Source organism: Sutterella massiliensis (genome assembly GCF_016899755.1).
GTDB classification, from domain to species: Bacteria; Pseudomonadota; Gammaproteobacteria; order Burkholderiales; family Burkholderiaceae_F; genus Sutterella; species Sutterella massiliensis.
Genome location: NZ_JACJJC010000010.1, coordinates 1 through 25,522 on the forward strand (window position 1 = coordinate 1; position 25,522 = coordinate 25,522).

Annotated in this window: 18 protein-coding genes; 12 read left to right on the forward strand and 6 right to left on the reverse strand. The window is 60.2% G+C overall.

The annotated features are described in order from the left end of the window. Positions 1-285: 285 nt before the first annotated feature. Positions 286-603: an H-NS histone family protein gene (locus tag H6A60_RS07190; RefSeq protein WP_205102816.1), complete on the reverse strand. Its 318-nt coding sequence runs from the start codon at positions 601-603 to the stop codon at positions 286-288. Positions 604-810: 207 nt separating this feature from the next. Here H6A60_RS07190 and H6A60_RS07195 point away from each other — a divergent pair, with 207 nt between their 5' ends. Both H6A60_RS07195 and H6A60_RS07200 read left to right on the forward strand, forming a co-directional pair. Beyond that, on the forward strand, positions 811-1,107 hold the full coding sequence (locus tag H6A60_RS07195; protein WP_205102818.1) for a hypothetical protein: 297 nt from the start codon (positions 811-813) through the stop codon (positions 1,105-1,107). Further along, positions 1,104-1,901, forward strand: a complete 798-nt coding sequence (locus H6A60_RS07200) for an endonuclease (RefSeq protein ID WP_338054848.1) — start codon at positions 1,104-1,106, stop codon at positions 1,899-1,901. The genes H6A60_RS07195 and H6A60_RS07200 overlap by 4 nt, the downstream gene beginning before the upstream one ends. A 155-nt stretch (positions 1,902-2,056) precedes the next feature. Here the strand turns inward: H6A60_RS07200 and rbr are convergent, their stop codons facing one another. Further along, complete coding sequence (gene rbr, locus H6A60_RS07205) at positions 2,057-4,099, reverse strand: rubrerythrin (RefSeq protein WP_205102820.1); 2,043 nt, start codon at positions 4,097-4,099, stop codon at positions 2,057-2,059. Positions 4,100-4,837: 738 nt separating this feature from the next. Between rbr and H6A60_RS07210 the strand changes: the two genes are divergently transcribed. From H6A60_RS07210 to H6A60_RS07240, 7 genes are all read left to right on the forward strand, one after another. Continuing rightward, positions 4,838-6,238 carry a hypothetical protein gene (locus H6A60_RS07210; RefSeq protein ID WP_205102822.1) on the forward strand — a complete coding sequence of 467 codons (1,401 nt, stop codon included), beginning with the start codon at positions 4,838-4,840 and terminating at the stop codon, positions 6,236-6,238. A gap of 227 nt (positions 6,239-6,465) precedes the next feature. Then, positions 6,466-7,809 carry an amidohydrolase gene (locus H6A60_RS07215; RefSeq protein WP_205102824.1) on the forward strand — a complete coding sequence of 448 codons (1,344 nt, stop codon included), beginning with the start codon at positions 6,466-6,468 and terminating at the stop codon, positions 7,807-7,809. Positions 7,810-8,135: 326 nt separating this feature from the next. Then, positions 8,136-8,951, forward strand: a complete 816-nt coding sequence (locus H6A60_RS07220; RefSeq protein WP_205102827.1) for a peptidylprolyl isomerase — start codon at positions 8,136-8,138, stop codon at positions 8,949-8,951. 198 nt (positions 8,952-9,149) lie between these two features. Continuing rightward, positions 9,150-11,099, forward strand: coding sequence for a heme lyase CcmF/NrfE family subunit (locus tag H6A60_RS07225; RefSeq protein ID WP_205102829.1), 1,950 nt, complete (start codon positions 9,150-9,152; stop codon positions 11,097-11,099). Beyond that, the gene (locus tag H6A60_RS07230) at positions 11,096-11,809 is read left to right on the forward strand and encodes a cytochrome c-type biogenesis protein (RefSeq protein ID WP_239477645.1); all 714 of its coding nucleotides are present in this window, start codon (positions 11,096-11,098) and stop codon (positions 11,807-11,809) included. Before H6A60_RS07225 ends, H6A60_RS07230 begins: the two co-directional genes overlap by 4 nt. A gap of 13 nt (positions 11,810-11,822) precedes the next feature. Next, the gene (gene ccmI, locus H6A60_RS07235; RefSeq protein WP_239477646.1) at positions 11,823-12,824 is read left to right on the forward strand and encodes a c-type cytochrome biogenesis protein CcmI; all 1,002 of its coding nucleotides are present in this window, start codon (positions 11,823-11,825) and stop codon (positions 12,822-12,824) included. A 345-nt stretch (positions 12,825-13,169) separates the two neighbouring features. Continuing rightward, positions 13,170-16,001, forward strand: coding sequence for a tetratricopeptide repeat protein (locus tag H6A60_RS07240; RefSeq protein WP_205102831.1), 2,832 nt, complete (start codon positions 13,170-13,172; stop codon positions 15,999-16,001). Positions 16,002-16,385: 384 nt separating this feature from the next. Here H6A60_RS07240 and H6A60_RS07245 read toward each other — a convergent pair whose 3' ends face one another. The 4 genes from H6A60_RS07245 to H6A60_RS07260 form a co-directional block, all read right to left on the reverse strand. Next, positions 16,386-18,728 (reverse strand): molybdopterin-dependent oxidoreductase, encoded by a 2,343-nt coding sequence (locus H6A60_RS07245; protein ID WP_205102833.1) that lies wholly within the window; start codon positions 18,726-18,728, stop codon positions 16,386-16,388. 60 nt (positions 18,729-18,788) lie between these two features. Continuing rightward, the gene (locus H6A60_RS07250) at positions 18,789-19,103 is read right to left on the reverse strand and encodes a DMT family transporter (RefSeq protein ID WP_205102835.1); all 315 of its coding nucleotides are present in this window, start codon (positions 19,101-19,103) and stop codon (positions 18,789-18,791) included. A gap of 242 nt (positions 19,104-19,345) precedes the next feature. Next, the gene (locus H6A60_RS07255; protein ID WP_205102837.1) at positions 19,346-20,200 is read right to left on the reverse strand and encodes a DMT family transporter; all 855 of its coding nucleotides are present in this window, start codon (positions 20,198-20,200) and stop codon (positions 19,346-19,348) included. A gap of 193 nt (positions 20,201-20,393) precedes the next feature. Then, complete coding sequence (locus H6A60_RS07260) at positions 20,394-21,581, reverse strand: MFS transporter (RefSeq protein ID WP_205102839.1); 1,188 nt, start codon at positions 21,579-21,581, stop codon at positions 20,394-20,396. A gap of 189 nt (positions 21,582-21,770) precedes the next feature. Between H6A60_RS07260 and H6A60_RS07265 the strand changes: the two genes are divergently transcribed. The 3 genes from H6A60_RS07265 to H6A60_RS07275 all read left to right on the forward strand — a co-directional run bounded on the left by H6A60_RS07265 (position 21,771) and on the right by H6A60_RS07275 (position 25,473). Beyond that, a complete protein-coding gene (locus tag H6A60_RS07265) occupies positions 21,771-22,469 on the forward strand; it encodes a Crp/Fnr family transcriptional regulator (RefSeq protein ID WP_205102841.1) in 699 nt (232 codons plus the stop codon). A 390-nt stretch (positions 22,470-22,859) separates the two neighbouring features. Then, positions 22,860-23,885: a LysR family transcriptional regulator gene (locus tag H6A60_RS07270; RefSeq protein WP_205102844.1), complete on the forward strand. Its 1,026-nt coding sequence runs from the start codon at positions 22,860-22,862 to the stop codon at positions 23,883-23,885. Between the two features lie 229 nt (positions 23,886-24,114). Next, positions 24,115-25,473 (forward strand): amino acid permease, encoded by a 1,359-nt coding sequence (locus H6A60_RS07275; RefSeq protein WP_205102846.1) that lies wholly within the window; start codon positions 24,115-24,117, stop codon positions 25,471-25,473. The last annotated feature ends 49 nt before the right edge of the window (positions 25,474-25,522 follow it).

The window sequence follows — 25,522 nt, forward strand, 5'->3', positions numbered from 1 at the left end:
CGTGGAATGGAAACAACCGTACGGCGCCAGGCTCTTGCCAAGAGTGCGAATAAATGCCCTCCATTCCGGGGTTGAACTGCCCTAAAGAATGGAAATGGAACCGGTAGATTTAACCGGTTTCGGGGAACGGTGATTTGAAAGAGGTCAGGCGGCTGACGCGCAGAATGCCCCGGCGGAACAAACCAAACGAACAAACCAAACGAACAAAGGAAAAGCGCCGCGCGTTTGCACGTGCGGCGCTTCCGAGGTCGAGGACCGGCACCCGGCCGGTCTCATCGGGGCGAATTATTCGTCCTTGATCAGGAGATCGTCTTCGCTGTAGCCCTGCTTGAGGAGGTCGGCCATCCAGGCGGGCTGGCGGCCGCGGCCCGACCAAGTACGGGAACCGTCGGGGCTGCGGAATTTCGGGGCAGCGACGCCGCGGCGCGGACGCACGACCTTTTCTTCCTTGCCGAACTTGAGTTCGCCGGAATTGATCTGCAGCACGGAGATGAGGCGCTGGGCTTCATCCACGGCAAGGCTGCGAGCCTGTTCCTGCTTGACCTTGATCTGGTTCTGAAGCTCTTCAATTTCTTCCAGGATCTTCTGCAGTTCGGGCTTCATTTTCTATCTGTCTCCGAAATGAATAATTGAATTGTCGAATGATTCGCTGATTACGACAAAAAGCAAAGGTGCTGAAAATCTTTCAAGCGCTGCATGAAATACCGATTCTCTCATTGCCGGCTTTCGGCATAAGTATTTTGAGAGGCTATCTCGCCATTGATTCAAAGCACGTCTCGAATTCTATCACCGCTTGCTTCGCATTTATAGATGCGCTTCGATTTCAAAAATAAAGACGGAAAACCGGCGGCATTGCCGGTTTTTCGCCTCAATGAAGAGAAAAGAAGAGCCGATACACAAATTCACGCTTTTTCGTGTTTGAAATGCGTAAAATGGTCGGCGCCTGTTCTCAGGCGCTTTTTCTCTCGGGTTCCGTGCGCCGTAGCGCTGCGAATCTCCGGGAAAAACAAGCATCAAGCAATCGAAGCGGATTGCTGTAAAACCTTTGGCGTTCTTAAAGCGAATCTGCTTGAAGCGGATTATATATGGAAACGGATAACAACGTGACAAAAGCAAATGTGCCTGCGGGCGAAAAGCGTTTTACGAAGCGTGCAGCGATCGGTGCGGCCGCCGTCATTTCCGCGCTTTATGCTGGCATGCTGCTTGCTCAAAATATCGAGGGCAATACGGTCAACGATTCTTTTTCGAAAGCCAAGCGAATGCTTGAGCGTTCGGTGTACTTCGACCACCGTGTGACGCTCTATTGCCGCGCACCCTTCGACGAAAAGAAAAACATAAAGCTGCCCGAGGGTTTTAAGACGCCCAAGCACGAAAAGCGTGCGGTGCGCGTCGAATGGGAGCATGTCGTGCCGGCAGAAAACTTCGGTCGCTTTTTCGTCGAGTGGCGCGAAGGCGCCGACGTTTGCGTCGACAACAAGGGCCGTAGCTTCAAGGGGCGCAAGTGCGCGGAAAAGGCGAACGAAACTTTCCGCTACATGCAGGCCGACATGTACAACCTCTTTCCCGCGATCGGCGCCGTGAACGCGCTGCGATCTAACTACAACTTCACGATGCTTTCGGGCGTGCCCAACACGTTCGGCACGTGCGAAATGAAGATCGACGGGCGCCGTGCAGAGCCGCCCGAATATGCGCGAGGCGAAATTGCGCGCGCGACGCTTTATATGGCGGCCGCCTATCCGCAGTATCGGCTCTCGAGCCAGCAGCGCAAGTTGATGGAAAGCTGGAATAAGCTCTACCCGGCGACCGAGTGGGAGTGCGAGCGCGCCGATCGCATTCGGGCGCTCCAGAAGAACGAGAATCCGTACGTCGTTGAGGCCTGCCGCGCCGCGAGACTTCGCTGATCGGCGGCGCTTTGGTAGCACCACAGGCGCCACGCAAAGAAAAGCCCGAACCGTGCTCAGCGCGATTCGGGCTTCGATTTCTTCGGCGGCCGCCGGCGCTGCCGGAAGTCCCTGGCGGAACTCAAGGCGCAGGCTGCGGCCGCTGACGGCGTCGATTAGTAGTTTTCGGCGCGCACTTCGAAGAAGGCCTGGGCGTAGCCGCAGACCGGGCAGACTTCGGGGGCCTTCGGGCCGACGACGAGGTGACCGCAGACGCGGCATTCCCACATCGCCTGGCCGGCCTTTTCAAAGACCTGCTGCATTTCGACGTTTTCAAGGAGCTTGAGGTAGCGGATTTCGTGCGTGCGTTCGATGTCGGCGACGAGGCGGAAGCGAGCGGCGATTTCCGTAAAGCCTTCGGCTTCGGCTTCTTCAGCGAAGGTCTTGTACATGTCGGTCCATTCGTAGTTTTCGCCTTCGGCGGCGGCCTTGAGGTTTTCAGCCGTCGAACCGATGCCGCCCAGGGCTTCGAACCAGAGGCGGGCGTGTTCCTGTTCGTTGCGTGCGGTCTTCAGGAAGATTTCCGCGAGCTGTTCGTAGCCTTCGCGCTTGGCGACTTCGGCAAAGTACGTGTACTTGTTGCGCGCCTGGGATTCGCCGGCGAAAGCGGCCTGCAGATTCTTTTCCGTCTTCGTGCCGGCGAGCTTGCCGCAGCACTTCTTTTCTTCTTCGACCTTTTCAAAGAAGGACGCATCCTTGTGGCAGATCGGGCAGACGTAGCCTTCGGGCAGTTCGTCGCCTTCGTAGACATACCCGCAGACCTTGCAGCGATACTTCATTTTCTTTTCTCCTAATTTCAAGTCCCGACTTCTGTCGGTGTAGGTCGTATGAAGAAGTTCTTCGGCGAGCGGCGAAAGAGGCTTGCCGTAGAAGCTTCGGTAGAGTTCCTGAATTTCTTCGTTGGCGTCGCTCGCACGGCAGGCGAGTGACGCGTCGCGCTTGTAGAGTGAGGCGTTGCGTGCGGCAATGCGCTTCGTGCGGTCGTCGCCGAAGGCCTTGGGCTGTCCGCCCCCGCCGATGCAGCCGCCCGGGCACGTCATCACCTCGACGAAGTCCCAGTGCTTCTCGCCGCTCTGAATGGCGCGAATCAAACGTTCGGCGTTGGCCGTGCCGTATGTGACGGCAATCGAAATTTTCGCCGCGCCGAGATCGACCTCGGCTTCGCGCACTTCTTCCATTCCGCGAACGGGCTTGAATTCGTAGAACGCATCGGGCGCATCGGTCTTGTTGATGAAGCGGTAGGCCGTACGCAGCGCCGCTTCCATGACGCCGCCCGTGTTGCCGAAGATGACGCCTGCGCCCGAAGCCGCTCCCATGAGATTGTCATAGGGCTCGTCGGGGAGCGACGCAAAGTCGATGCCTTCGGCTTTGGCCCATTCTGCGAGTTCGCTCGTCGTAACGACGTGGTCCATGTCGCGCATCTCGGGCATGCCGAGGTGGCGGCCCGCGGCGTTCATTTCTTCGCGGCGGATTTCGGCCTTCTTGGCGGTGCAGGGCGTGACGGCGACGTTCACGATGCGCTTGGGGTCGAGCCCGCGCGCCTTGGCAAAGTACGTCTTGATCGTCGGGCCCTGCATGCCGATCGGGCTCTTCGCGGACGAAATGTGCGGGCGCATTTCCGGGTGGAACGTTTCGCACCAGCGCACCCAGGCCGGGCAGCAGCTTGTGAACTGCGGCAGCGGCGCCGTTTTCTTCGTCACGCGCTCAATGAGTTCGCTCGCTTCCTCCATGATCGTGAGGTCGGCGGCGAAATTCGTGTCGAGCACGAAGTCGGCGCCGAGTCTGCGAAGCAGCGCCACCATCTTGCCTTCGACGAAGCTCCCCTCGGGAAGGCCGAAGGCTTCGCCGAGCGCGGCGCGAACGGAGGGCGACGTGGAGAAGATCACGATCTTCTCAGGGTCGGCAATGCAGTCCTTCACCGCAGCCCATTCGCTGCGGATGCGGATCGAGTCAACGGGGCAGACCGCCGCGCACTGACCGCAGTGGGTGCAGATGGCGCGCCCGCCCGTCTGAGCGAGATCGTACCTGCCGAGCACGCCGATGGCGTCGCGGCAGACCTGCGAGCAGAGCGTGCACTTGACGCAGCGGGATTCGTCGCGCCAGATGGCGACATTGTCCGCGTCAATGGGAACGCGAATACTCGGATCGAGATGAGTCATTTTTCTGGGCCTCCTATCGGGAAGCAAGCCCCACAGCCGAAACCAGGGCGCGCAAAAATGCCTCTCCGAGTTTGCCGCTGGCAGCGTATCTTGACGGCAGGGACAGAGAAAGGCTTCTTTCCACGGTACACCGAAACCGGCTGCTCACTCTGGAGCTGGGGTCGGCCGTTCGGCGCGGCAGGGGCTACTTTATACCCGTATTCGCATTCTATAGGCAAGCGACTCCTGATAGCGATCTTTTTCGAGCAACGAGTTTCATTAGGGAGAACGCTAATTTACGGCGTACGGGACACAATCGAAGAGGTGGCGGCGAATAGAGGCAGCATATTGCGAAAGACGCTCGAAAACGAACTGTTGCGGCTGTGGCGCAGAGGCGACAATTCGTAACGGCTGCGCAGCCCGGCGAAAATATCGGGGAAGTGCTTGGGAATGCTTATGCGGCAGTCGATTCTAGGTGCTCGAGCGCCGAGGAAGCGGTCGGCCTCGCACGGGCGAGAAGAATTTTGCAACATTTCCGTCCCGCTCTCGAGTACCCGCGCTTCGTCAGGCGGAGAGCGGCGACGGCATAATAGGGCGAAATACGCGGTCGGGCGTCCCATGGCGGCGCCGAGCGGCTTTCTGCAGCGGCTGCGTGAAGAAGAACAACAAGAGGTGCCCGCAGCGGGCGGGCGCTCCAAAATCAACCCCCCCGCCTTCTCGAAGAAGCGCGGGCAATCGAGAGGAAAACGGGCTCTAAGCATGGTGGTTATCTGCGAATTCATCAGAAAGCACTGCTGGGCGGTGAGTGCCGCGTTCATCGTCCTGATTGCGGCCGACGGCCTCTATATCTTGAAGCAGCGCGATCTGCAGGATGACTTGATTGCCGAGCTTGTCGAACCGGGGTCTGTTTCTCCCGCACTTATCATCACGGCGCAGCCGCGCGAGTCGAGCTTTTTCGAGCGACGCGACCGCCTGCGCGTCACGGTCGCTTCGAGCATTCTGAGCGACAATCCGGCCGAAGCGCCCATTACGCTCGACTTTGACGTTGTTGCGCACTTCGGGCCTTTCGGGCTGACGGGTGACATTTTTGCGCTCAACGACACGCCGAGCTCGGCGCGCCTTTTGGCTGCGCTCGAGGGTCGACACCCGCGCCTTTCGATGCGCTACGGCTGGTCGCTCTTTTCCGGCGAATTCCGCTTGGCCTTCGAGGCTACGCCCTTCGATATGCGGCTCGGCACGGTGACTTCCGGAGTCGGCCCGATGACGTGGCACCTTGCTTCGAGCGAGCCGATCAAGCTTTCGCTCACCTTCAGCAAGAGCCGCGCCAAGTCAAAATTCAGTGCGGCAAATCTGCTCACGGAGCTCACGGACCCTGCGGGGAATGTTCTTTCCTTCAAGACGAAGGATGCCGCTGCGGAGAATCTCTTCGATCTGCGCGAAACGCCTGCGGGCGGGCTTGAGTGGTTCCTTGTGAGAAACAACGGCCGCGCCGAACAGGTTGAGGTCCTCGCGGGCGACTGGCGCGGCGGTCTCACGGCGGTATTCCGCGACGTGCGCGCGCAGGCGCACCAGGAAGCCGCGCAAAGCGAGAGCGTCATTTCCGGCCGCTACAACTTCCGGGCCGAGGATGCAGAGGTGAAGCTTCTTGTGAATCGCGAGTCCGCACTTGACCGCAAACTCGAACTTGAGGCGATCGAGCTCGACATGCATGCCGAGAACGTGCCCGTTTCGCTCATGAGGCCCGTCGACGACGTTGAGCTCGAGCGCATCGTGCGCGAGAGCGGCCTGATGCATCTCGCGGTGAAGCCCTTCACCTTCAAGACGGACAAGGGCGAAACGGCGACCTTTACGGCCGAGCTCACGAGCGGTATGCGCGACGGACACAAACCTACGATCGAGGCCTCGATCGAAACACGTGTGCCCGAATCCGTCATGCGGCTCTCCGAAACGGTGCTGCGCGGTTCGCGCCGGGCGCTGAGCGAGCTCGAACTCGCCGACTTCATGAAGCGGGAGGTTTCGGACGAGGGCAACTACTATTCGCTCGACCTCAAGGCGAGTCTCGAAGAGGGCGTCATTCTGAACGGCACGCCGCTCCTCGCGCCGATCGGTACAGCTGCGCCCGAACGCTTCCACGAAGCGCCGCTCGCGCCCATGCCCTGATTGCGGGCGCTGCAGCTGCCGGCGACGCCCACATCGGGGTGGCTTTTACCTACGTATAATTGTTTACTAAGCATTTGGGGGCAAATCTTTTTGGCGCCAATACCTTTTCCCAATGTTGACAGATTGAGCGGACATGTAAAATAACCTCACACATAATAGGTATTTCCCTCAACCTGTCGCTCGTTGGTTTCGGAGCTATCGGGCGATTCCAGTTCAGTTTCCCTGCTATGACCGAACAATTCGATCAAGGTGCGGCCGTAGAAACCAATCGCATGCAGCATTTGCTGCCCGGCTGGACCGATCCTGTCGATCCGGGCATGCTTGTCAAAATTCGTCGTCAGATCCACCGCAATCCGGAACCGGGCTGGTGCGAGTTCGAGACGACGGCGCTCATGGCGCGCATATTCTCCGAGGCCGGCTTTGAGCTCAAGTTCGGTCCCGAGTTCATTGCGCCTGAATTCATTCGAGGCCGCGACGTTCAGGAAGCCGCGCGCGCAAAATCGCGCGCTGCAGCCGAAGGGGCCGATGCGCAGTTCCTCGAGCGCATGGGCGACTGCCCGGGGCTTGCAGCAACGTATGACACGGGGCGCCCGGGCCGCACGCTCGCGATTCGCGTTGAACTCGATGCCATCTACATGGACGAGCCCTCCGATCCCTCGCACATTCCCGCGCGGGAGGGCTTTGCGTCGTCGCGTCCGGGCATCATGCACGCCTGCGGCCACGACGGGCACCTCGCCGTTGCGAGCGGCCTCGCGAAGTTCGTCGCCGCCAACCGCGACCGACTCTCCGGGCGCATCGTCTTCATTTTTCAGCCCGCCGAAGAAGGTTCGCGCGGAGCGTACCCGATTCTGCAGTCCGATCTTTTGAAGGGCGTCGACATTCTGCTTTGCGCACACCTGGGCGTCGATATTGAGGACGGTCTCGTCATTGCGGCGCCGAACAAGTTCCTCTGCACGACGAAGATCGACTTTGAATTTGCCGGCAAGCCTTCGCATGCGGGCATGCAGCCGCAGATCGGGCGCAATGCGCTGCTCGCGGCCGCCAATGCCGCAATTAACGTGATGGGTCTGCCGCGCCACGCCGAAGGCATGACGCGCGTCAACGTCGGCGCGCTTCACGCGGGCGAAGGCCGCAACGTTGTGCCGAGCCACGCCACGATGGAAGTCGAGGTGCGCGGCGAGACGGCCGCCATCAACCGGGAGCTTACCGACGAAGCCTTCATGCGCGCCCGCGGCGCCGCAGCGAGTTTCGGCGTCGAGTGCCGCAGCCGCATCGTGGGCGAAGCGGTCGATTTCATTCCCGACGATTCGATCACGCAGTTCGTGACGGTTTGTGCGCGTCGTGCGCGCTACTGCCGCAAGATCGGTCCGACGATGCCCTACAACGGCTCGGACGACGGCACGCTTTTGATGCGCCGCGTTCAGGAGTCGGGCGGGCGGGCCGGGTACTTTATGGTTGGCGCGGCGCTCCCCGAGCACACGGGGGAAGCAGCCGTCGACTTTGATGAGCGCGCTCTTGTGACGCTTTACGACACGTACGCGCATTTGATTACGGCGTTCCTCAGCTGCTGAAAGTTGGGTTCAATCGCTGCGAGGTCCCGCTTGCTGCTTCGCCAGAGCGCTCGAGAAACCGCCGCTCTTCTTCACACGGAAGGAGAGCGGCGTTTCTTTGCGCGAAGGGAGCCCGGCAAGAAGGGCTGCGCAACTTCGCGCATGGAAACGGCCGCTGGGCGCGGAGCGCGCGGGCGCGAGCCGATTTTCCGATAAGGTTCACGAAATTTTAGAAGCGTATAAAACTTCTCGAGTTGTTTCGGCCCCGCCCACAGGAGATCCGCGTGGATACGCGCACGAGCGGAGGCTAGCAAAGTCGATTTCTTCTAAAAAGGACTCAGGAAAAAATGATGAAGACCACGATTGCCGCCGCCCTCGCTCTCGCGCTTGCTGCCGGCTCCGCCATGGCTGAATTCAAGGACTTCACCGTCAACGGCGAGCTCGTTACGAAGGCTCAGCAGGAATCGGTAGCGGCCGAAGCGCTTGCGAACAATCCCAACGCCAACCAGATGATCGCGTCGCCCGACTTTGAAAATCAAGTCAAGCAGATGGTCACCGAATACAAGGTGATGGCCAAGTACGCTCGCGACAAGGGCATCGACAAGCAGGACGCCGTCAAGCAGGAAGTCTCCACGATGACGGACATGATTCTCATGAAGCATGCCGTCAACGCTTACCTCAAGGACAATCCCGTCACCGAACAGGAGATGAAGGATCAGTACCAGAAGGAAGCCGACCGCTGGGGCAAGCATGAATACCGTTTGCGCCACATCCTCGTGAAGACGGAAAAGGAAGCGCAGGACCTCATCAAGGAAATCAATGGCGGCGCTTCGTTTGCGAAGCTTGCGGCTGAAAAGTCCCTTGACGAACAGTCGAAGTCCGTCGGCGGCATCCTCGATTGGCAGTCCGCTTCCGTCTACACGGGCCAGCTCTCCGACGCCATCAAGGGTCTCAAGAAGGGTGAAATGAGCAAGACCCCGGTGCAGTCGCCCGCCGGCTTCCACGTCCTCAAGGTTGAAGATGTTCGCGACGCGCAGCTCTTCCCGAAGTATGAAGAACGCAAGGAAGAAGTTCGTCACCTCCTGATGCAGCGCAAGGTCCAGGCCTTCATCCACGACCAGATCCTTCGCGCCGACATCAAGGACGTCGAACAGAAGAAGTAATTCCGCTACTGCGGAATGCCGCGGCCGCCCGCCCCGAAAGCTGCGGCGGCCGTCCGCGAAAAGCGCCGCTCCCCGGAATGAAGAGAGCGGCGCTTTTTTCGCTTTCGGAGCCGACGCCCGGCGCGCGAAGCACGTTTGCTGCGCGTTCGGTTGCTGTCGGTGCCGCAAAGCAAACCCTCGCCATAAGGACTTGACCAAGTGACTGCTGAGATCGGGCAATTTGCCCTTATCCTCTCGCTCGTCATCGCTGCTGCGGGCGGCGTGCTCTCGCTTGCGGGTGCGCAGCTCGATATTCGCAGCTGGATGCGTACGGGCACGGCTGCAGCCGTCGGGCTTGCCGTAAGCGCCACCGTTGCGATCGGTGCGCTCGCGTACGCCTTTGTCACGAGCGACTTCTCGCTGTTGAACGTTGCGAGAAACTCCAACCTGCTTCTGCCCTGGTACTACAAACTTGCCGCTGTCTGGGGCTCGCACGAAGGCTCGATTCTTTTCTGGGTGACGACGCTCTGCTGGTGGACGGCCGCCGTGGCGTTCTCCGCGCGCCGACTTCCCGAGAAGGTGCTCGCGCGCATTCTCGGCACGCTCTCGCTCGTTGCCTTCGGGTTCTTCCTCTTTATCGTCGCGACGTCGAACCCGTTCCTGCGTCTTTTTCCGCCCGCCATGAACGGCGCGGACCTGAATCCGCTTCTGCAGGACCCGGGGATGATCTTCCATCCGCCGATGCTTTACCTCGGCTACGTGGGCTTTGCGGTGCCCTTTGCCTTTGCGATCGCCGCACTGATGGGCGGGCGTCTCGACGTCTCCTGGGCGCGCTGGATGCGTCCGTGGACGACGGCTTCGTGGATTCTCCTGACGCTCGGCATTGCGCTCGGCGCCTACTGGTCGTACTACGAACTCGGCTGGGGCGGCTGGTGGGCCTGGGACCCGGTTGAAAACTCGTCCCTGATGCCGTGGCTCACGGGCACGGCCCTCATGCATTCGCTTGCCGTTACCGAAAAGCGCGGCGTCTTCAAGATCTGGACGGTGTTCCTGGCGATCCTCACGTTCTCGCTCTCGCTTTTGGGCACCTTCCTCGTGCGTTCGGGCGTTCTCACTTCCGTGCACGCTTTTGCCTCCGATCCGACGCGCGGCATGTTCATTCTCGTCTTCCTCTGCCTCGTGATCGGCATTTCGTTCCTTCTCTTTGCATGGAAGGGCGCTTCGGTCGGGACGACGAGCGCTTTCGGCTGGTGCTCCCGCGAGTCGATGCTGATGGGCAACAACCTGCTCCTCGTTGCCGCGATGGGCACGGTGCTTCTCGGGACGCTTTATCCGCTCTTGCTTGATGCCGTGACGGGCGACAAGATCACCGTCGGCGCGCCGTACTTCAACGCCGTCTTCGGTTCGATGATGGTGCCGACGACCTTCCTCCTGGCGCCGGGCGCGGTGGCGGCCTGGAAGCAGCAGAATCCGGAAAAGCTCGCGAAGCTTCTCGGGGTGCCGCTTGTTGTTTCGCTCGCTTTCGGGATTCTTGTTCCCGTTCTTTTGGGCGAGTTCGATCTCATTATGGCGACGGGCGCGTTCCTCGCCGCCTGGATCGTCACTTCTGCCGTTGCGGACTGGGTGCGCTATGCGCGCACGGCTGCGGCGCAAAAACGCAGCATTTTCGGTCAGACGCTCCCCTGGTGGGGCATGCACATTGCGCACATCGGCGTTGCGCTCGTGATCTTCGGGGCCGTGGCGGTTTCCGAATACGAAGTCGAGCGCAACATGACCATGTATCCGAAGGATGTCGTCACGATTCGCGATATCACCTTCCGCTACAACGGCTGGGCCGAATACCGGGGCGCCAACTACACGGGCGCGCGCGGTTCGATCACGATTCTCGATGCTTCGGGCAACGAAATCACGGAACTCAATCCCGAAAAGCGCAACTACGACTCCGTGCAGAACATGACGATGACGGAAGCGGCGATCGTACATCTGCCGATCGAAGACGTTTACGTGTCGCTCGCGACGCCCACTTCCGACGGCAACGGCTGGGTCGTTCGCGCCTATGTGAAGCCCTTCGTGATGTTCATCTGGTACGGCACGCTCCTGATGGCCTTGGGCGGGCTGCTCGCGCTTACGACGCGCCGCGGCGCTCGCTTCGGAGGTGAAGCCAAATGATGCAGAAAAACTTTTGGATTTCGCTCGCGCTGAGCGCCGCCATTGCGGCGGGGACATTCTCCGGGGCCGTGCGCGCAGAAGCGCCTGCTTCGCCCGCAGCTCAGCCGGCGGCCGAGCAAACGGGCGCGGATGCCCCGCGCAAGATGGGCTCGGTTGTTTCTTCGGAAAAGAGCCGCGCCGCACAGGCCTTTATGGAAAGTGCCTCGACGGGCGCGCAGGGCTTCAGCGTCGAAAGCCTCAAGCCCAACGAAGCGCAGCCTGCTGAATTCGACCCGAAGACGAACCCGCGTCTCTACGAAATCAGCACGCAGCTGCGCTGCCTCGTCTGCGCGAACGAAAGCATTGCCGAGTCGAATGTGGAGCTCGCCATCGACCTGCGCCGCGAAGTCGCCAAGCAGATCAAGGCGGGCAAAACCGACGAGGAGATCATCGACTTCATGGTCGATCGCTACGGCGACTACGTGCTCTTTAAGCCGCCTTTCAAAGCCAAGACGTACCTGCTTTGGCTCGGTCCGATCGCCTTCTTCGGGCTCGCGATCTGGGCACTCCTTCGCATCGTCTCGAGCCGACGTGCGGCGCGACGCGATCGTCGGGCGAACGTGGATGCGCGCGACATCGAGCGCGCCAAGGCGATTCTGCGCGGGGAACTCGTCTTCAAGAGCGGCGAATTCGTTGAAAAATCTGCGGCTCGACCCCAGGCGGGCGCTTAAGAGAGCGGGGTGAATGGATATGAAATTTCAGATTATTTTCATTGTCATCGCGCTTCTTCTCACCGGGGGCGCCGTCGGCCTTTTCGTCTGGCGTCTGCTCTCGGGCGCCGACGATCCGACGCGCGAATGGCGCCGCATCGACGAAAACGTCGCGGGCCTTCGCTACGAGTACGAGCGCGCCAAAGAGCTGCTTGCGGGCGGGCGCATTTCGCAGGCCGAATTCGAAGAGCGTGAAAACGAGCTCGCGCTTCGCGTGATCGACGAAACGGCGCAGGAAGACCGTGCGCAGGACCGCGCGTCGCAGTCGCTCCCTGCCATCACGGCCGCGGCCGTGGGTGTCTTCATGTTTGCGACGAGTGCCGGGCTCTACCTTTACTACGGCGACTATTCGGCGCTCGACGAAAAGGCGATCGAGCAGGTGCGGCTTACGCAGCAGCAGGCTGCAGCCGAACTCAATTTGGCCGACACGGTCGAGACGCTCGAAAAGTCGCTCGAAAAGAACAAGGACAACCTGGAAGCCTGGGAAATCCTGGCCGACCGCTACAACTCGACGGGCAACCTCTCGCAGGCGCAGATTGCCTATGAGAACGTCGTTCGCCTCAACCCGAAGGATGCCAACGCGTATGCGGAATTGGCCGACGTGCTGATCGCAATCGGCGACGGTCATATTTCCGATAAGGTCGCCGAGTACGCGAAGAAGTGCCTCGAAATCGACCCTTATCACCAGAAGGGGCTCATGATTGGTGCGGCGGCTGCGTTCGAAAAGGCCGATTATGCGGGGGCGGCGATTCTTTTCAATCGCTTGCGCTCGCAGATTCCGAGCGGCAACGAAGTGCACGATGCGCTTTCGCAGCAGATCGATATCGCGCTCCAAATGGGCGGGCTCGATAAGGTGCCGCAGGATCCGGTGCCGCCCAAGCCCAAAAGCGACATCGACAAGATGATGAAGCTCGGCATGCCCGCGGCACCCGAAGCCGGGGCCGACGGCGTGGGACTTTTGCCCAAGCGCCAGTAGTCCAGGCAAAGCGCGTTTTCGGCTGTTCGCTTTTCCTCGGGCGATCCGGGCAGCCGATACGCCATCAATGCAAACGTTTGACCGCAGGAGCCGAAGCGGTCGTTGCGGAGCCGATGCCGTTCGCGGGTCGGCTCTTTTTTCGTGCCTTTTCGGCATGGTGCTCTCGAGCGTTCGGCCTTGTTCGCCGGCTTTGAACGCGGGGCGGCAGCGTTGCATGTTCGCGTTCGCCTCAAGCGCGGCGCCCGAGCGCGCCTCCGGGCCATGGTCGGTCGATTTTGCTGTATGGTGTTGCTTCTCGGCAGCGTTCAACTCATACCAATACGCATGAACAATCAAAAAGAAAAAATGACGCGCATTGCGCTTGCACCCGACGAACAAGAGGAAATGCAGCGCCTTATTCGACTCGCGATCGCCGACTATCGGAAGGCACTTTCCGAGCTCGACGCTTTTATCGAAAAAGGCATTCGCGCTGGGCGCTTTACGCGAGAAGAAGCGCAGGCGGATTTGAACTTTACCGAGGTACGCGCGAGTATTTATGCGACCGACGGCGGCTACCTCACGGCGCTGCGAGCCAAACGCCTCTTTGAAAAGCTCGTTGCGAACGAGCCCGAAGCGGTTCATACGCGGCTCAACGGTTCGCTTGTGCTCCTGCACTGCGGGCTCGTCGAGGCGGCTAGCCGCGAGGTTGATGCGATTCTTGCAGTAGCGCCCGACAATGTCGAAGCGCTTGCATTCGCAGCTTTCTTTGCGCGCGAACTGAAGACGGGGAACGCCGACGCGTTTATGGAACGGGCGAAAGCGATCGGTTCCGACTCGGACGCCTACAAGGTGCTCGTTGAGATTTATAGCGAGGGCGGGGGATTTGCCGAGCTGCAGCGCCGCGCCGTGGTGCGCCCCGTCGACCATCTTCGGTTTGATGACGCGCGGCTCGTTGAAGGGCTTTTGAACCGCTTGATTTGCACGACGTGCGAGCGCGTTGACATCGAGAAGCTCGAAGCCGTGAAGAAGACGCTGGGCCTCGAAGCATTGGCGCCGGTCTTCACGGGTGAAGAAAGCAAAGCTTCGGGCGAGGACGTTTTTAGCTGCGACGATTTCCTGGGTTACACGCAGGGCACGGTGAAGCTCAACGGTCGCGCCGTTCGACTCCTTTTTCCGCTCAACGAAGCGGGCGTTTCGGCGCTGCCGCGGCTTTGGCTCGATGAGGTGCGCAGGCACCTTCTCAAATTCGTGAAGTCGCTCGACGAAAAGCGATCGGACGCGCTTCTTGCGTTTGAAATCTCGCCGCACCGCCGTGTCTGGGCCGTATTTGCCGACAGCGCGAGGGCGACCGGCGCCGCTCGTCTTCGTCGCGAGGAACTCTACGCGTGCCGTCTCTTCTTGGCGCCACCCGGGCTCGAAACGATGCAGGCGCTTTTGAATCTCGAGGCGCCTTCGAGCGAAGAGCTCAAGGAATTCGTGCTCGGGCGTCGACGCATTCGTGCGCTTTTGAGCGGTTCGGAAGCCGATTTCCATGACGAGCACGCTTCGTCGATCGGCGCGGACGGCGTCATCAACATCCTTGACATCAAGGCGGGGATGAAGCAGGCGGTTGAGCTCGTCGAGACGTACGGCATGCGCGGCGCGCTCGCGAAGCTCGACACGCTTCCGGCGGCTTTCCGTGAACTTGCCGTTTTTGAGTACCTGAAACTTGTCCTCATCGTCAACACGGCGGACGCGTCGGATGTCGATGCGATGAACCGACTGATGCTCGAAACGACGATCACCTGCGGCAAGTTCTCGGACACGAAGGAATACGGTCGTCTGATCGGTCTGCTTTTTGCCAAAATAGAGCGTTTTGGGCCGGCTGCGAGCTGTCTGCAGACGGCGCGCACCACCGATCAGACGGATATCGATACGCTCGCGGGGCTTTATCTCGCGCTTGAGTCTTTCTCCTCGCCCGATTTTGCCGAACCCTATCGCGCGCGCATCGAGCGCTTCTGGCGCGAATTCGAAGCGAGCGAGGCGGAGCTTCGCCGCCTGCTCGCAGAGGACAACGACAACGATGCGCTCGAGCGCATGAATGTGCTTGCCGCGCCCTTTAACTGCAACTGGGGCTTCCAGTTCCCGCGGCTTTCGCCCGAAAAGGCGACGCTCGCCTTTTTGCCGATGGGCGACCGTCCGCTGCTTCTCATGATGCTCGAGCTCGTTCGCCGCTGCCCCGACGCGCTCAAAGACCGCTGGTCGGTGATTGTGGGCAATCCCCCGATCATGCTTCCGCAGAGCATCACAATGTTCAACGTAGAAATGGCGATCGATCGGATGACCGTCTGGCCGCAGCGCAGCGGCGAAGGGTATGACTTCGCGATTTATTCGCCCGACTTCGAGCGTTTCCCCGCAGAAGCCGAGCCTCGTCTTCATTTTCTCGCCCAGATGGTGACGCGCTTTGCGATCGGCGACGCGCAGACCGAGCGCTGGGTGAAGAGCTGCCGCGCCATTCTCTCGAAGGACGGCTGTCCGAAGGAAGCGGGCATTTCCTTGGAGGAGCTCGGCGACTATTTCCGTGAAGCGGAGCCCGCGTCCGTCGATTTCGATTACGAAAAGCTTCTGCAAAGCCCCGTGAGCTTCTGGCACAAAGTGTCGTACCCCAAATCGGGCTTTTACTTCGACGTCGGTCCGGGCGAGACCCTTTGCCCGTCGCTCATGAACGAGTTTCTCGCGGACGAGGCGACCGACCAGAATCGCTTCGAGTTCGCGGGCGCCGTGGCGGGCTTCGTCTACTTCTCGTTTGCCGAGGGAGAAATGTCCGCTGAACGTGCCGATGCCGTACGCGAGGCCTTTCGCTCGCACGTTGCCCGCGAGGGCGTCGGCATTGAACACGTGCGCTTCATCGGGCGCGCGGACGGCACGCGCTTCGGGTACCTCGAATTCTTGGCGTGGGACTTCCGCGTCCTCGAAAAGGCGGCCGCGTCCTTCTTTGCCGCAGAGAACGCGCTCACGGCTTCCATTCGGGAGGGCGGCATCAAGACCTATCGGCAGGAGGGGCTGCCTCTCGAGTACCGCGGCGACGTCGTCTTTGAGCCGCTTCCTGAGGGCGAACTTGAAAAGACAGAGTCCGAAACCGAGGCGGATTCGCTTGAGCCGATTCCGGCAGAGTTTTCGGGACTTGAAGATCCCTTCATGCTGAGAGGTCGTGCCTGATCGGGGCGTAGACTAAAACTCAAAAAATCCCCGCAGCCTCATGCACACAAGCTGCGGGGACGCTGCACCTCAGAAAAGGAAGACCTTTGCTGCGAGGAGAGCCTTTCCTTTAGGCGCAGTCTTCAGGTTCTCGGTCAGAACCGGTGACGCATAAAGAGATAAAGGACGGCGTTCGAAGGATCGCGGTTACAGTAATCGTGAAATATGCTGTGTGAACGAAAAGTCCCGTTCGACTTTTGAAATCGAACGGAACTTTTGTGCAAGCCGAAGTCTCGGCGAAGAAGTGTTTACTTCGAGAAGGCCTTCTCAACACTCACCGGGAAGGCCTGATAGCCGAACATGTCGGTGAACTTGATTTCAACGGCAGGCTGCGTCTCGCCCCACTTACTTGCCGGCAGCCCATTTATCTACAAAAACGATGCCGCCGTGGGCTATGTTGCCGCGGGCGAGTTTTGACGTAGGAAGGTCGAGCGTGAGCGTATTGGCGCAGCCGCGTCGGTCGAGCAGCGTTCCGTTCGTTTTCTCCTCGGGATCGAACCACGCGCCGTGGCGAATCACGGCAACACCCGTGCGCACGTCGGCGCTTGCCTGAACGTGTGTGCGGATTCGACCGCGTTTGTTGTACACAAGCACCGCGTCTCCCGTTCTTAGCCCGAGTCTCTTCATATCAGCCGGGTTCAGAAGGACGGGTTCCGTACCGTTGATTTCGGCGGCCGCGCGCGCTCGAGCGGTACCGCCGAGCTGACTGTGCAGGCGATCGCGGCTTTTGGGCGTCACGAGCGTAAATGCGTTGGGTTTTGCCAAGGCTTCTCTTTCGGGCGGTTCGAACCAGCTCGGCAACCCCGGGCAGTCGTCGTAGTGATAGGCCGCAACGCGCGTGCTCTTGAGTTCGATGCGCCCCGAAGGCGTCATGAGCGGATATGCGCTCGGGTCGCGCCGAAAGTCCGCAAAGGCGACGTAGTTCCTTTCGGCCGGGGCTTCCGGGAAAAGCAGCACGCCCGCACGGCGAAACGTCTCAAACGGCGGAAGTGTGAGACTGCGGAAACGGGCTCGGCGACCGAGGTCGTCGTAGACCCGCTCAATCCAGCCCGTTTCGTCAAGTCCCTCGGTCATCTCGGCTTCCATGCCGAGCGCTGCGGCAAGGCCGCGGAAAATCTCAAAGTCGGATTTAGCTTCGCCCACCGGGTCGATGAGTTTCGGCATGTAGGCGATGCCCTCGTTCGGGTAGGTGCCGATCGTCGTGATGTCCGAGCGCTCGAAGGTCGTCGCGGCCGGAAGCACGATGTCGGCGTGCCGGGCAGTGCCCGTCCAGTGCGTCTCGACGCAAATCACCGCTTCGGGCTTGCGCCAGGCTTCGCGAAGCCGCGTTGTCTGCGGTTGGTGCGCAAAGGGATTGCCGCCCGCCCAAAGAATGAGGCGAATGTCGGGAAGCGTCGCTTTGCGGCCGTTGAAGTCGATCGTTTTTCCAGGATGCAGGAGTGCTTCGGTAATGCTCGCTACGGGGACGGGTTCGAGAAGGCGCTTCGGTTTGGACGAGCGAACGGGATCGGGGCGCGCGGAAATACCGCCCAAGCGCGGGCCGTTTGAGTCGGGTAAGCCGCCCGAAGAGTAGTGGAGGTTCGTGAGTATGCCGCCCCCGGGGCGTCCGATCGAGCCGAGGACCGCTGCGAGCGCCCACGCGGCCCATGTCGGCATTTCGCCGAATCGGGCACGCTGCGGCCCCCAGCCGAGCAGAATCAGCGTCTCTTTTCGGGCGAATTGGCGTGTGAGCGTGCGAATCGTTTCGGGATCGATGCCCGTACGCTCGGCCGCCCATTCGGGTGTCTTGTCGATGCCGTCGCCGCCCGCAGATTCGGGTAGGCGCCCGAAAACGTGCGCGCGCAGTTCGCGCCAGCCCGTTGTCGCGCGTTCGAGAAAGTCGATGTCGGCAAGTCCCTCATCAAAAAGGGTTCGAATGAGCGCGAGCAGAAGCGCCGTGTCAGTGCCCGGGTGCACCGGCACCCACCGGGCGTTGAGCGCTTGACCCGAAATTGTACGGATCGGATTGATGTCGAACGCGGGCAGGCCTTTTGCGGCGAGCCCCCGAAAAGCGGCAATGCCGCTGTGACGCGTTGTCGACCAGTCGATGTCGTTCGTCACAAGCGGATCGGCACCCAAAAGCACGACCTGTTGGGCATTCTCGAGAATTTGCGGCCAGGCGGTCGATTTCGGGTCCGGGTAGCCGACGACATAAGGCTGAATCGTCGAGATTGCGGCGGTCGAATAGCTGTTTTTGCACTCGACGTAGCCGCCCATCAGCATGAGGAGGCGGCGCGCGAGCGTGACGGCCGAATTGACCTGGCCCGGTGACATCCAGCCGTAGGATCGGCCCCAAGCGGCATCGGGGCCGAAGTCGTCATAGATGCGCCGGATTTCACGTGCGGCAAGTGCAAAGGCTTCATCCCAGGAGACGGCGACAAAGCGCTCTCGTCCGCGCTCGGCGCGCGAGTCCGGACCACGCTTCAGAAAGCCTTCGCGCACCATCGGCGAAAGGATGCGGTTTTCGTATGGGAGCGACGCGATCGCTTCGGCGTGCCGCGCCGCTAAGTCGGGCGCAAGGTCGCCCGACCACGGGTAGAGGCGCTTGAGACGCCCGTTTTCGACAAGCGCGCGGTAGAGCCCCCAGTGCGTAGCCGTGAGCGGAAGCGTCTCAATGTCGTCTGCGGTCATCTGGAAATCGGTCGGCATGGCGGGCTCCTTCTAGAAAAGAAAACGGACCCGAAGGCCCGTTTGAACACGCGATATCGGTTAATGCGCGAGTTTCAGGCAGACGATGCCGACGACGATCGCCGCAATGCCGGAGACGCGAAGGATCGAAGCCGATTCGCCCAAGATGAGAATCCCCGCGAGTGCAGACCCCACGGCGCCGATTCCGGTCCACACGGCGTAAGCGGTGCCGAGCGGCAGCGACTTCATGCCTTGCGCGAGAACGACAAAGCTCAGAATCATGAAAACGATCGTTGCGGCCGAAGGCCCCAACTTCGTGAAGCCTTCGCTCGCTTTAAGCGAAAAGGACCAGAAAACCTCAAGAATGCCGGCAATCAAAACGCATGCCCAGGCCATGATGAAATACCTTTCGGGGTCGTCCCCGGATGAAAAAATCACCATCGTCCGGGCGGGTCGTCCCGTCCGGCGGTCGTTCGCAGGAGTGCGGACGGCGACGCGAATAATAGCGTTTCCCCGAGTTGCTTGGGTGCGAAAAAAGGACGGCGATCGTGAACGATGCCGTCCGATGGCGAGCGTGCCGCGAAGCGTTGAAAACGAAGGACTTGCGACTTCAGTCGTTCCGCAATGGCGGTTGCGCTTCAAGCTGCTTTTTTAAGGCCGACGAGTTCACTTGCGAGCGCTGCGCCGAGAATGAGAACGGCACCGATGATCCCGGCCGTTGTCATGGCTTCGCCGAGAACAAAGATCGACAGAAGAATGGCGACTGCAGGGTCGACGAAGGAAAAGATCGCAATGCGTGCGGCTTCAAGCTTCGGAATGGCCGAGAAGTAGAGCCCGTAGGCCACCCCCGTGTGAAGCACGGCAACGACAACCGCGAAGAGAATCGAAGTGGTGTCGGGCGAGAAGCTGGAAAAATCGGTCGAAAAGAGTACGTAGGGCAGGAGCACGCATGCCGAGAGCGAAAGCTGCATGCTCGAGGTGTCGTACGGGCCGATGTCTTTGAGAAACTTGTTCGCGAAGACGAGCGTCGAGTAGAAGCACGCGGCGATAAGCCCCATCAGAATGCCGTCGATCTCGGGCGCGTCGCCCGACCAAATGCCCGAGATGAGCGACATGCCGAAAAGCGCTGTCGCAGCGCAGCACATTTTGAAGGCCGACACCCGCTCGCGCAGTACAACGGGTGAGAGCAGGATGATAATGATCGGCGTCATGTAGTAGGCAAGTGTTGCCGAAGCGATGCTCGTGCGCTGAAAAGCCTCAAAGAGGAAGATCCAGTTGAAGCCGAGCGCTGCACCCCCGATGAAGAGTGCAGGAAAATTGCGTCGAATTGCCGAGCGATCGAGTCGCTTGCCGAGCAGCCGAATGATGAGAAAGAGAAAGAGGGCGCCGATCCCGCCGCGGACGAGTGCGATCATTTCGCTCGGCAGATCGATAAATCGAACAAAAAGACCGATCGTGCCGAAAATCGTCATGGCGAGAAGGTATTGGGGCATGGCTTCGGGTGTTCCGTTGAAGAATGTTTATCCGAAGATTGTCGGTCGGCGTGCTCCCGATCGAAATGCGCCACATTGGGAGGATGCCTTAGAGAAGCGCGATTCGCTCAAGGAATGACGTTTTATCTTCGTGTGAAGAGAATGAGCGCTTGTCGGTATGCTTAAGCGGCAGTCGTTTGCGTAGCGACCGGTTTCAGCGCGTGCGTTTCGTGCCGTGCAAGGTCCGCGTGAAAAGGATGCACCAAAGGAGTGCGGCAAGCGCAACGGTGCCGAGAACGACCGGGAGGGCGCCGAGCCTCGCGAAGCGGGCGAAAAGATCGATCAGCACGGCCGCAGCGGCCGGGGCGAGTCCCGCGAGGCAGTAGCCCGCTCCCTGAACACGGCTTGAAAGCCGGAAGGCCTCGTCGGCACTTCGGCTCTCGGTCTGCAGGAGCGTGAAGGAAAGCGTGATGAAAATGCCCTGCGCAACGCCGGCGACGGCGGCAAAGACTCGCCAAAGCGCGGGATCGGATGTCGTGCCGATTAAGACGACGGACGCGGTGAAGAACATGAAGAGAAGCACGGGAAAGCCGGGCCGGCGCATGGCCGAACGAAGAAATGCCGCGGCAAAGGATCCCGGCACCGTCGCAAGGAAAAATAGCGCGACCAACGCGGCGCCTTCTCCAAGGGAGGCGCCGCTCGCGGCCATCGCGGCGGGGAGCCAATTGGCCAAAACCGTCGAAATCGTTGCCTGCAGCGCAAAAATGAAGCCCAGACGCCAAGGGAATGGGCGGCGGGCGCTTGTCGTCATCGATTCGCCCGATGCACTGCTCGATGCCGGAGCTGTCTGATGCTGAAGTCCGACAAGTGCTGCGGCAGAGAATAGGGCGGGCAAAGCCGCGAGTCCCCAGAAGAGGAAAGGCGCCTGCCAGGCGTCGAACGCTTCGATGAGCGGCACCGACGCAACACTGCCGAGACTGCTCGAAATGCCGATCATCGTGCAAAGAAAACCCGTCATGAGCTGCGCTTTGTCGGCGAAGGCGGTTTTGATGACGACGGGGAGAATGACGTTTAACTGCGCAATGGCGGCGCTTACAAGGACGGTGCCCGCGAAAACCGCTGCACTGTAGGGTAACGAGCGAACCAGCGCACCCGCGATGATGCCCGAGAGCGCGAGCGCGGCAATCGATGCGAGCGAACGGCCTGCGAGGCCTCTCGAGAGGAAGGCGAAAACGCCGAACGTCAAAAGCGGCGTCCCTGCAATCAGGCCGAAGAGCCCTGCGTCCATGCCGAGCGCCGACTTCAAGGCATCGGCCATCGGACCGAAAGCATTCACGGGAGCGCGCAGGACGAAACCGGTTGCGGCAATGAAGCAGAAGATGCAGAAACGGCGCAAATTCATGGCATAAGCGCAAGGATTCGGCAATCGAGAACATCGCCGCTCTGATGTCCATTCGGCTTAGAAATCGATTGTCTACAGGAAGTCGAGGATTTTGCCTGAAACGATTCTTGGCGATAATTCGGGTTACTTGGTACGTGGATAACCAAAGCGCACGTTGCGGTCGCACTGCTTAAAGGAGGTGAAAAGGTCATGGACGTTCAGCCGTTTGTATACGGTGAAAGACCTTGGCTCGTGAGCGTCGACGAGCCCGAAGTGGCGGCTTACTTTCGCGCCGAGGGAGCGCTCGAGCTTTTCCCCGTCGGCGCCGACATTGCTTTCGGGCGGGAGCGGCGGCTCTACTTTATTGAGAACGGACTCGTGGCGACCATTCCCGAGCCCGGTGTCGGCATTGCGCGCGTCGTCGGGCTCTTTGGCGCCAATACGACGCTCGGCCTTGTTCGCGCACTGCGTCGCGGCGGCGGGCGCATGAAGCTGCGCGCGGTGACGCTCTCAGCCGTCAGGACGAAAACGATTCCGCTCGACGTTTTTGACGACTGGCTCGCCTCGCAACCTGTGGAACTTCGCATGCGCGTGCTTCAAAACTGCATCTCGAAGTCCGAATGTCAGCTCGAGGGCGTCCTCGTGAACGATCTGCAGTCCGTGAACGCGCGCCTTTTGTGGCTCGTTGAAACGCTCTTTGTGGCGGCAGCCCGTCCCCTCGAACCCGGTTTCGCGCCGCTCCCTTGGCCGATTACGATCTCGACGCTCTCGATGATGGCGCACACGACGCGCGAAATGGCGAGCCGCGGCATTTCGGAGTGGTGTCGTGAAGGCGTCTTTAAGCGCGACGGCCGCCGGCTTCTCGTCGACCGCACGCGTCTGAAGGTCGCGCTGGAAGCGGTCGAATAGCGAGGCTGTCGACGTCAAGCATTTGGCCGGACGCGGGCAGGCATCGATCGAAAAAGTCAAACGTTTTGTTGCAAATATTGGAACGCGTACCAAAAAGAGGTTCGGGTTTTCCGCACGACGTTAAAGAATATGCCGTACCATCTCGCTAACCATGCCGTCTCGCGTCGCACGCAAATGCTTTGGGCGTGTTTCGAGCTAGCGGCATCGAATGTTCTGCATCGACCCCACGGGCCGGTTCGCTTCGAGTCGCACCGATCCGCCCAAAGCGCAAAGTCTTCGGGATCAAGCGCCCGAAGGGCTTCGTGTTTGCGGACGGCACTTTCGGAGAGATCGCGGGCTAGAGCGCCCGCGTTTGCGGCCGCTGCCGACCGCGCTTCACACCCAATACGCATGAACGTTCGACAAATTCAAGCCTTTTTGGCAATCATCAATTACGGCGGCATTCGCGCCGCCGGCCGCGCCATTCATCTGTCGCCTTCGGCGATCACGCGCTCGGTTGCGCAGCTCGAAGAAGAGCTCCATTGCGTGCTTCTCATTCGAGGCAACAGCGGCTCGGGCGAACTCACGGCCGAAGGCAAGGCTTTTTTGCCGTACGCAACCTCCATCATGGAAGAGCTCTCCCGAGCGCAGGAGACGATTTCGCAGATGAACGGCGGCGACGTCGGTACGGTGCGCGCTGCGGTCTCGCCTTTTCTGCCCTCGCACGTTGTCTCCAAGGCCTTTCATCTTTTCAGAAACCGCTTTAAGCGCGTGAACCTTGAAATTCGCGACGGTCTCTACGCGCATGCGCTCCCGGCGCTGCAGGCCGGGCGCATCGACTTTGCCGTGACGCTCATCACCGATACGCTCGTTTGGCCGAACGACAACTTTGCCGTCAAGCGTCTCTTCAACGTTCGCCAGGGGCTCATTGCGCACAAGGATCACCCGATTCACAAGAGTAAAAATCCGCTCGACGTGAGCCGCTACGAGTGGCTGATCACGGCTGACAACCTTGAAGACGCAAAAAACCGCATCGGCGAAACCTTTGTGAAAAAGGGCGTGCCTTGGCCCACCAACATCACGGTCTGCGACTTGGAGCAGCACGATCAGCTCTTGCGCGATCCGAGCTCCGACGTGATCGGCGTGGCGCCCTTGACGCTTCAGGAGGAGAGGGAAGAGAAAAAGGGGATTTTGAAGCTCGTGCGCTTTGAAGAGAGCCCGCTCGAAAAACTACTGATGCTCCCCGATCTGATCGGTGCGTATCTCACGCGAAGCAGCATTCCCCTCACGCCCGCAGGGCAATATTTCGCCGACTGCCTGCTTTATTCGATCGCTTCGTGGCAGAAAGAGAACCCGGAACTGTTCGTTTCAAACGAGTGCAAAGCCGTCGCGTCAAATCCATTCGAAAAGGCTGAAGAGCGCTCTGCCGCAAGCTGATTCAACACCAGCGCAAAAATCTCTATTGCCTCTTTTTGCCTAGCGCTCTAGTTATTTCGGTCCATTGCGTTTTTTAGAACGCGTTTCATAAGTCGCCGATACGACGCCTGTTGCAAAACGTTGCGGCTACCTAGACTCCTATTCGACAGCGCTGAATCGAGCTCGACAACGATTCCTGATCAGGAATCCGCCGAGCTCATCATCCAACAGGTTAGAAAGGACTAGGTAAATGTCAAACAACAACGGTCAGATGGGGCTTCCGGGCGCCGTGGCAATGATCGTCGGCGGCATCATAGGTACGGGCATCTTTACGCTGCCGGCCGCCATCGGCAAATTCGGCATGGCCTCGCTTGTGGGCTTGGGCATTGCGACGGTGGGCGCCATCGCGCTTGCGCTCGTTTTCAGCTCGCTCAGTAAGCGCACGCAGGCTGCGGGCGGCCCCTACGCCTACGCCCGCGAAGGCTTCGGCGACGCCATCGGCTTCTTCAACGCGTTCTCCTACTGGTGCGCTGCTTGGCCGGGCAACTCCGCCATCGTTCTCTCGTGGGTGTTCTACGTTCAGGCGCTCTTCGGTTGGGCACCGGGCCAGAACCCGACGCAGATGATCATCATCGCCATGATCGGCCTTTGGGTGCCCGCCTTCATCAATCTGATGGGCGTGAAGTCGATGGCGAAGTTCCAGGTGATTACGTCGGTCCTGAAGTTCATCCCGATGATCTTCTTGGGCACGGTCGGCATCTACTACGCTTTCGAATTCGGCAATTGGCCTGAATGGAACCCGTCGGGTGAATCCACGATGTTCGCGATCTCGAACTCGATCGCCATCGCGACCTTCTCCTACGTCGGTGTCGAATGCGCTTCGATCGCTGCCGCTAGCGTGAAGAACCCCGAAAAGAATGTTCCGATCGCGACCGTTATCGGCACGCTCGTCTGCGCGGCCGTCTACATCCTCGTGACGGTTGCCGTGCTCGGCATCGTTCCCTACGAAACGCTCACGACCTCGGGCGCTCCGTTCGCCGACGCCTTCAACGCCATCTTCGGCGTCGACTGGGCCGGCAAGGTGGTTGCTGCCTTCGCTGTGATCTCCGGTATCGGTGCTCTCAACGGCTGGACGATGATCGCTTCCGCGGTGCCGCAGGCTGCTGCTGAAAACAATCTCTTCCCGCCCGCCTTCAAGAAGCTCAACAAGAACGGCGTGCCCTACTGGGGCGTTCTCACGGCGACGGCCTTCGCTTCGCTCGCCGTCATCGCCGCGCTCTCGACCTCGGGCGGTGTGGAAGCCTTCTCGAAGATCGTGACCTTCTCGGGCGTTACCGTCGGTGTCCCGTACTTCTTCTCCGTCCTCGCACAGCTCTACTGGCTCTACACGGACGGCCGCAAGATCACGAACCCGGTGAAATTCCTGCGTGAAACGATCATCGCCATCATCGGCCTCGTCTTCACGTACTGGATGGTTATCGGTTCGGGCGACCTCGCCAACTACCTCGCCTTCATCGTGTTCCTCGGCGGTTTCGTGATGATGACCTGGATGTACATCCGTACCGGTCGCTTCGGCAACACGAGCATCGCGGGCGATCAGGCCAAGTAATTCCTGAATAAGCCCAAATCAAGCGGGTCCTCCATTTCCAAAGAGACGC

Bases quoted from the DNA above. Each gene is read 5' to 3' on its own strand.
- H6A60_RS07190 (WP_205102816.1), bottom strand. From the start codon at position 603: ATGAAGCCCGAACTGCAGAAGATCCTGGAAGAAATTGAAGAGCTTCAG.
- H6A60_RS07195 (WP_205102818.1), top strand. From the start codon at position 811: ATGCGCTTCGATTTCAAAAATAAAGACGGAAAACCGGCGGCATTGCCG.
- rbr (WP_205102820.1), bottom strand. From the start codon at position 4,099: ATGACTCATCTCGATCCGAGTATTCGCGTTCCCATTGACGCGGACAAT.
- H6A60_RS07210 (WP_205102822.1), top strand. From the start codon at position 4,838: ATGGTGGTTATCTGCGAATTCATCAGAAAGCACTGCTGGGCGGTGAGT.
- H6A60_RS07215 (WP_205102824.1), top strand. From the start codon at position 6,466: ATGACCGAACAATTCGATCAAGGTGCGGCCGTAGAAACCAATCGCATG.
- H6A60_RS07220 (WP_205102827.1), top strand. From the start codon at position 8,136: ATGATGAAGACCACGATTGCCGCCGCCCTCGCTCTCGCGCTTGCTGCC.
- H6A60_RS07230 (WP_239477645.1), top strand. From the start codon at position 11,096: ATGATGCAGAAAAACTTTTGGATTTCGCTCGCGCTGAGCGCCGCCATT.
- ccmI (WP_239477646.1), top strand. From the start codon at position 11,823: ATGGATATGAAATTTCAGATTATTTTCATTGTCATCGCGCTTCTTCTC.
- H6A60_RS07240 (WP_205102831.1), top strand. From the start codon at position 13,170: ATGACGCGCATTGCGCTTGCACCCGACGAACAAGAGGAAATGCAGCGC.
- H6A60_RS07245 (WP_205102833.1), bottom strand. From the start codon at position 18,728: ATGCCGACCGATTTCCAGATGACCGCAGACGACATTGAGACGCTTCCG.
- H6A60_RS07250 (WP_205102835.1), bottom strand. From the start codon at position 19,103: ATGGCCTGGGCATGCGTTTTGATTGCCGGCATTCTTGAGGTTTTCTGG.
- H6A60_RS07255 (WP_205102837.1), bottom strand. From the start codon at position 20,200: ATGCCCCAATACCTTCTCGCCATGACGATTTTCGGCACGATCGGTCTT.
- H6A60_RS07260 (WP_205102839.1), bottom strand. From the start codon at position 21,581: ATGAATTTGCGCCGTTTCTGCATCTTCTGCTTCATTGCCGCAACCGGT.
- H6A60_RS07265 (WP_205102841.1), top strand. From the start codon at position 21,771: ATGGACGTTCAGCCGTTTGTATACGGTGAAAGACCTTGGCTCGTGAGC.
- H6A60_RS07270 (WP_205102844.1), top strand. From the start codon at position 22,860: ATGAACGTTCGACAAATTCAAGCCTTTTTGGCAATCATCAATTACGGC.
- H6A60_RS07275 (WP_205102846.1), top strand. From the start codon at position 24,115: ATGTCAAACAACAACGGTCAGATGGGGCTTCCGGGCGCCGTGGCAATG.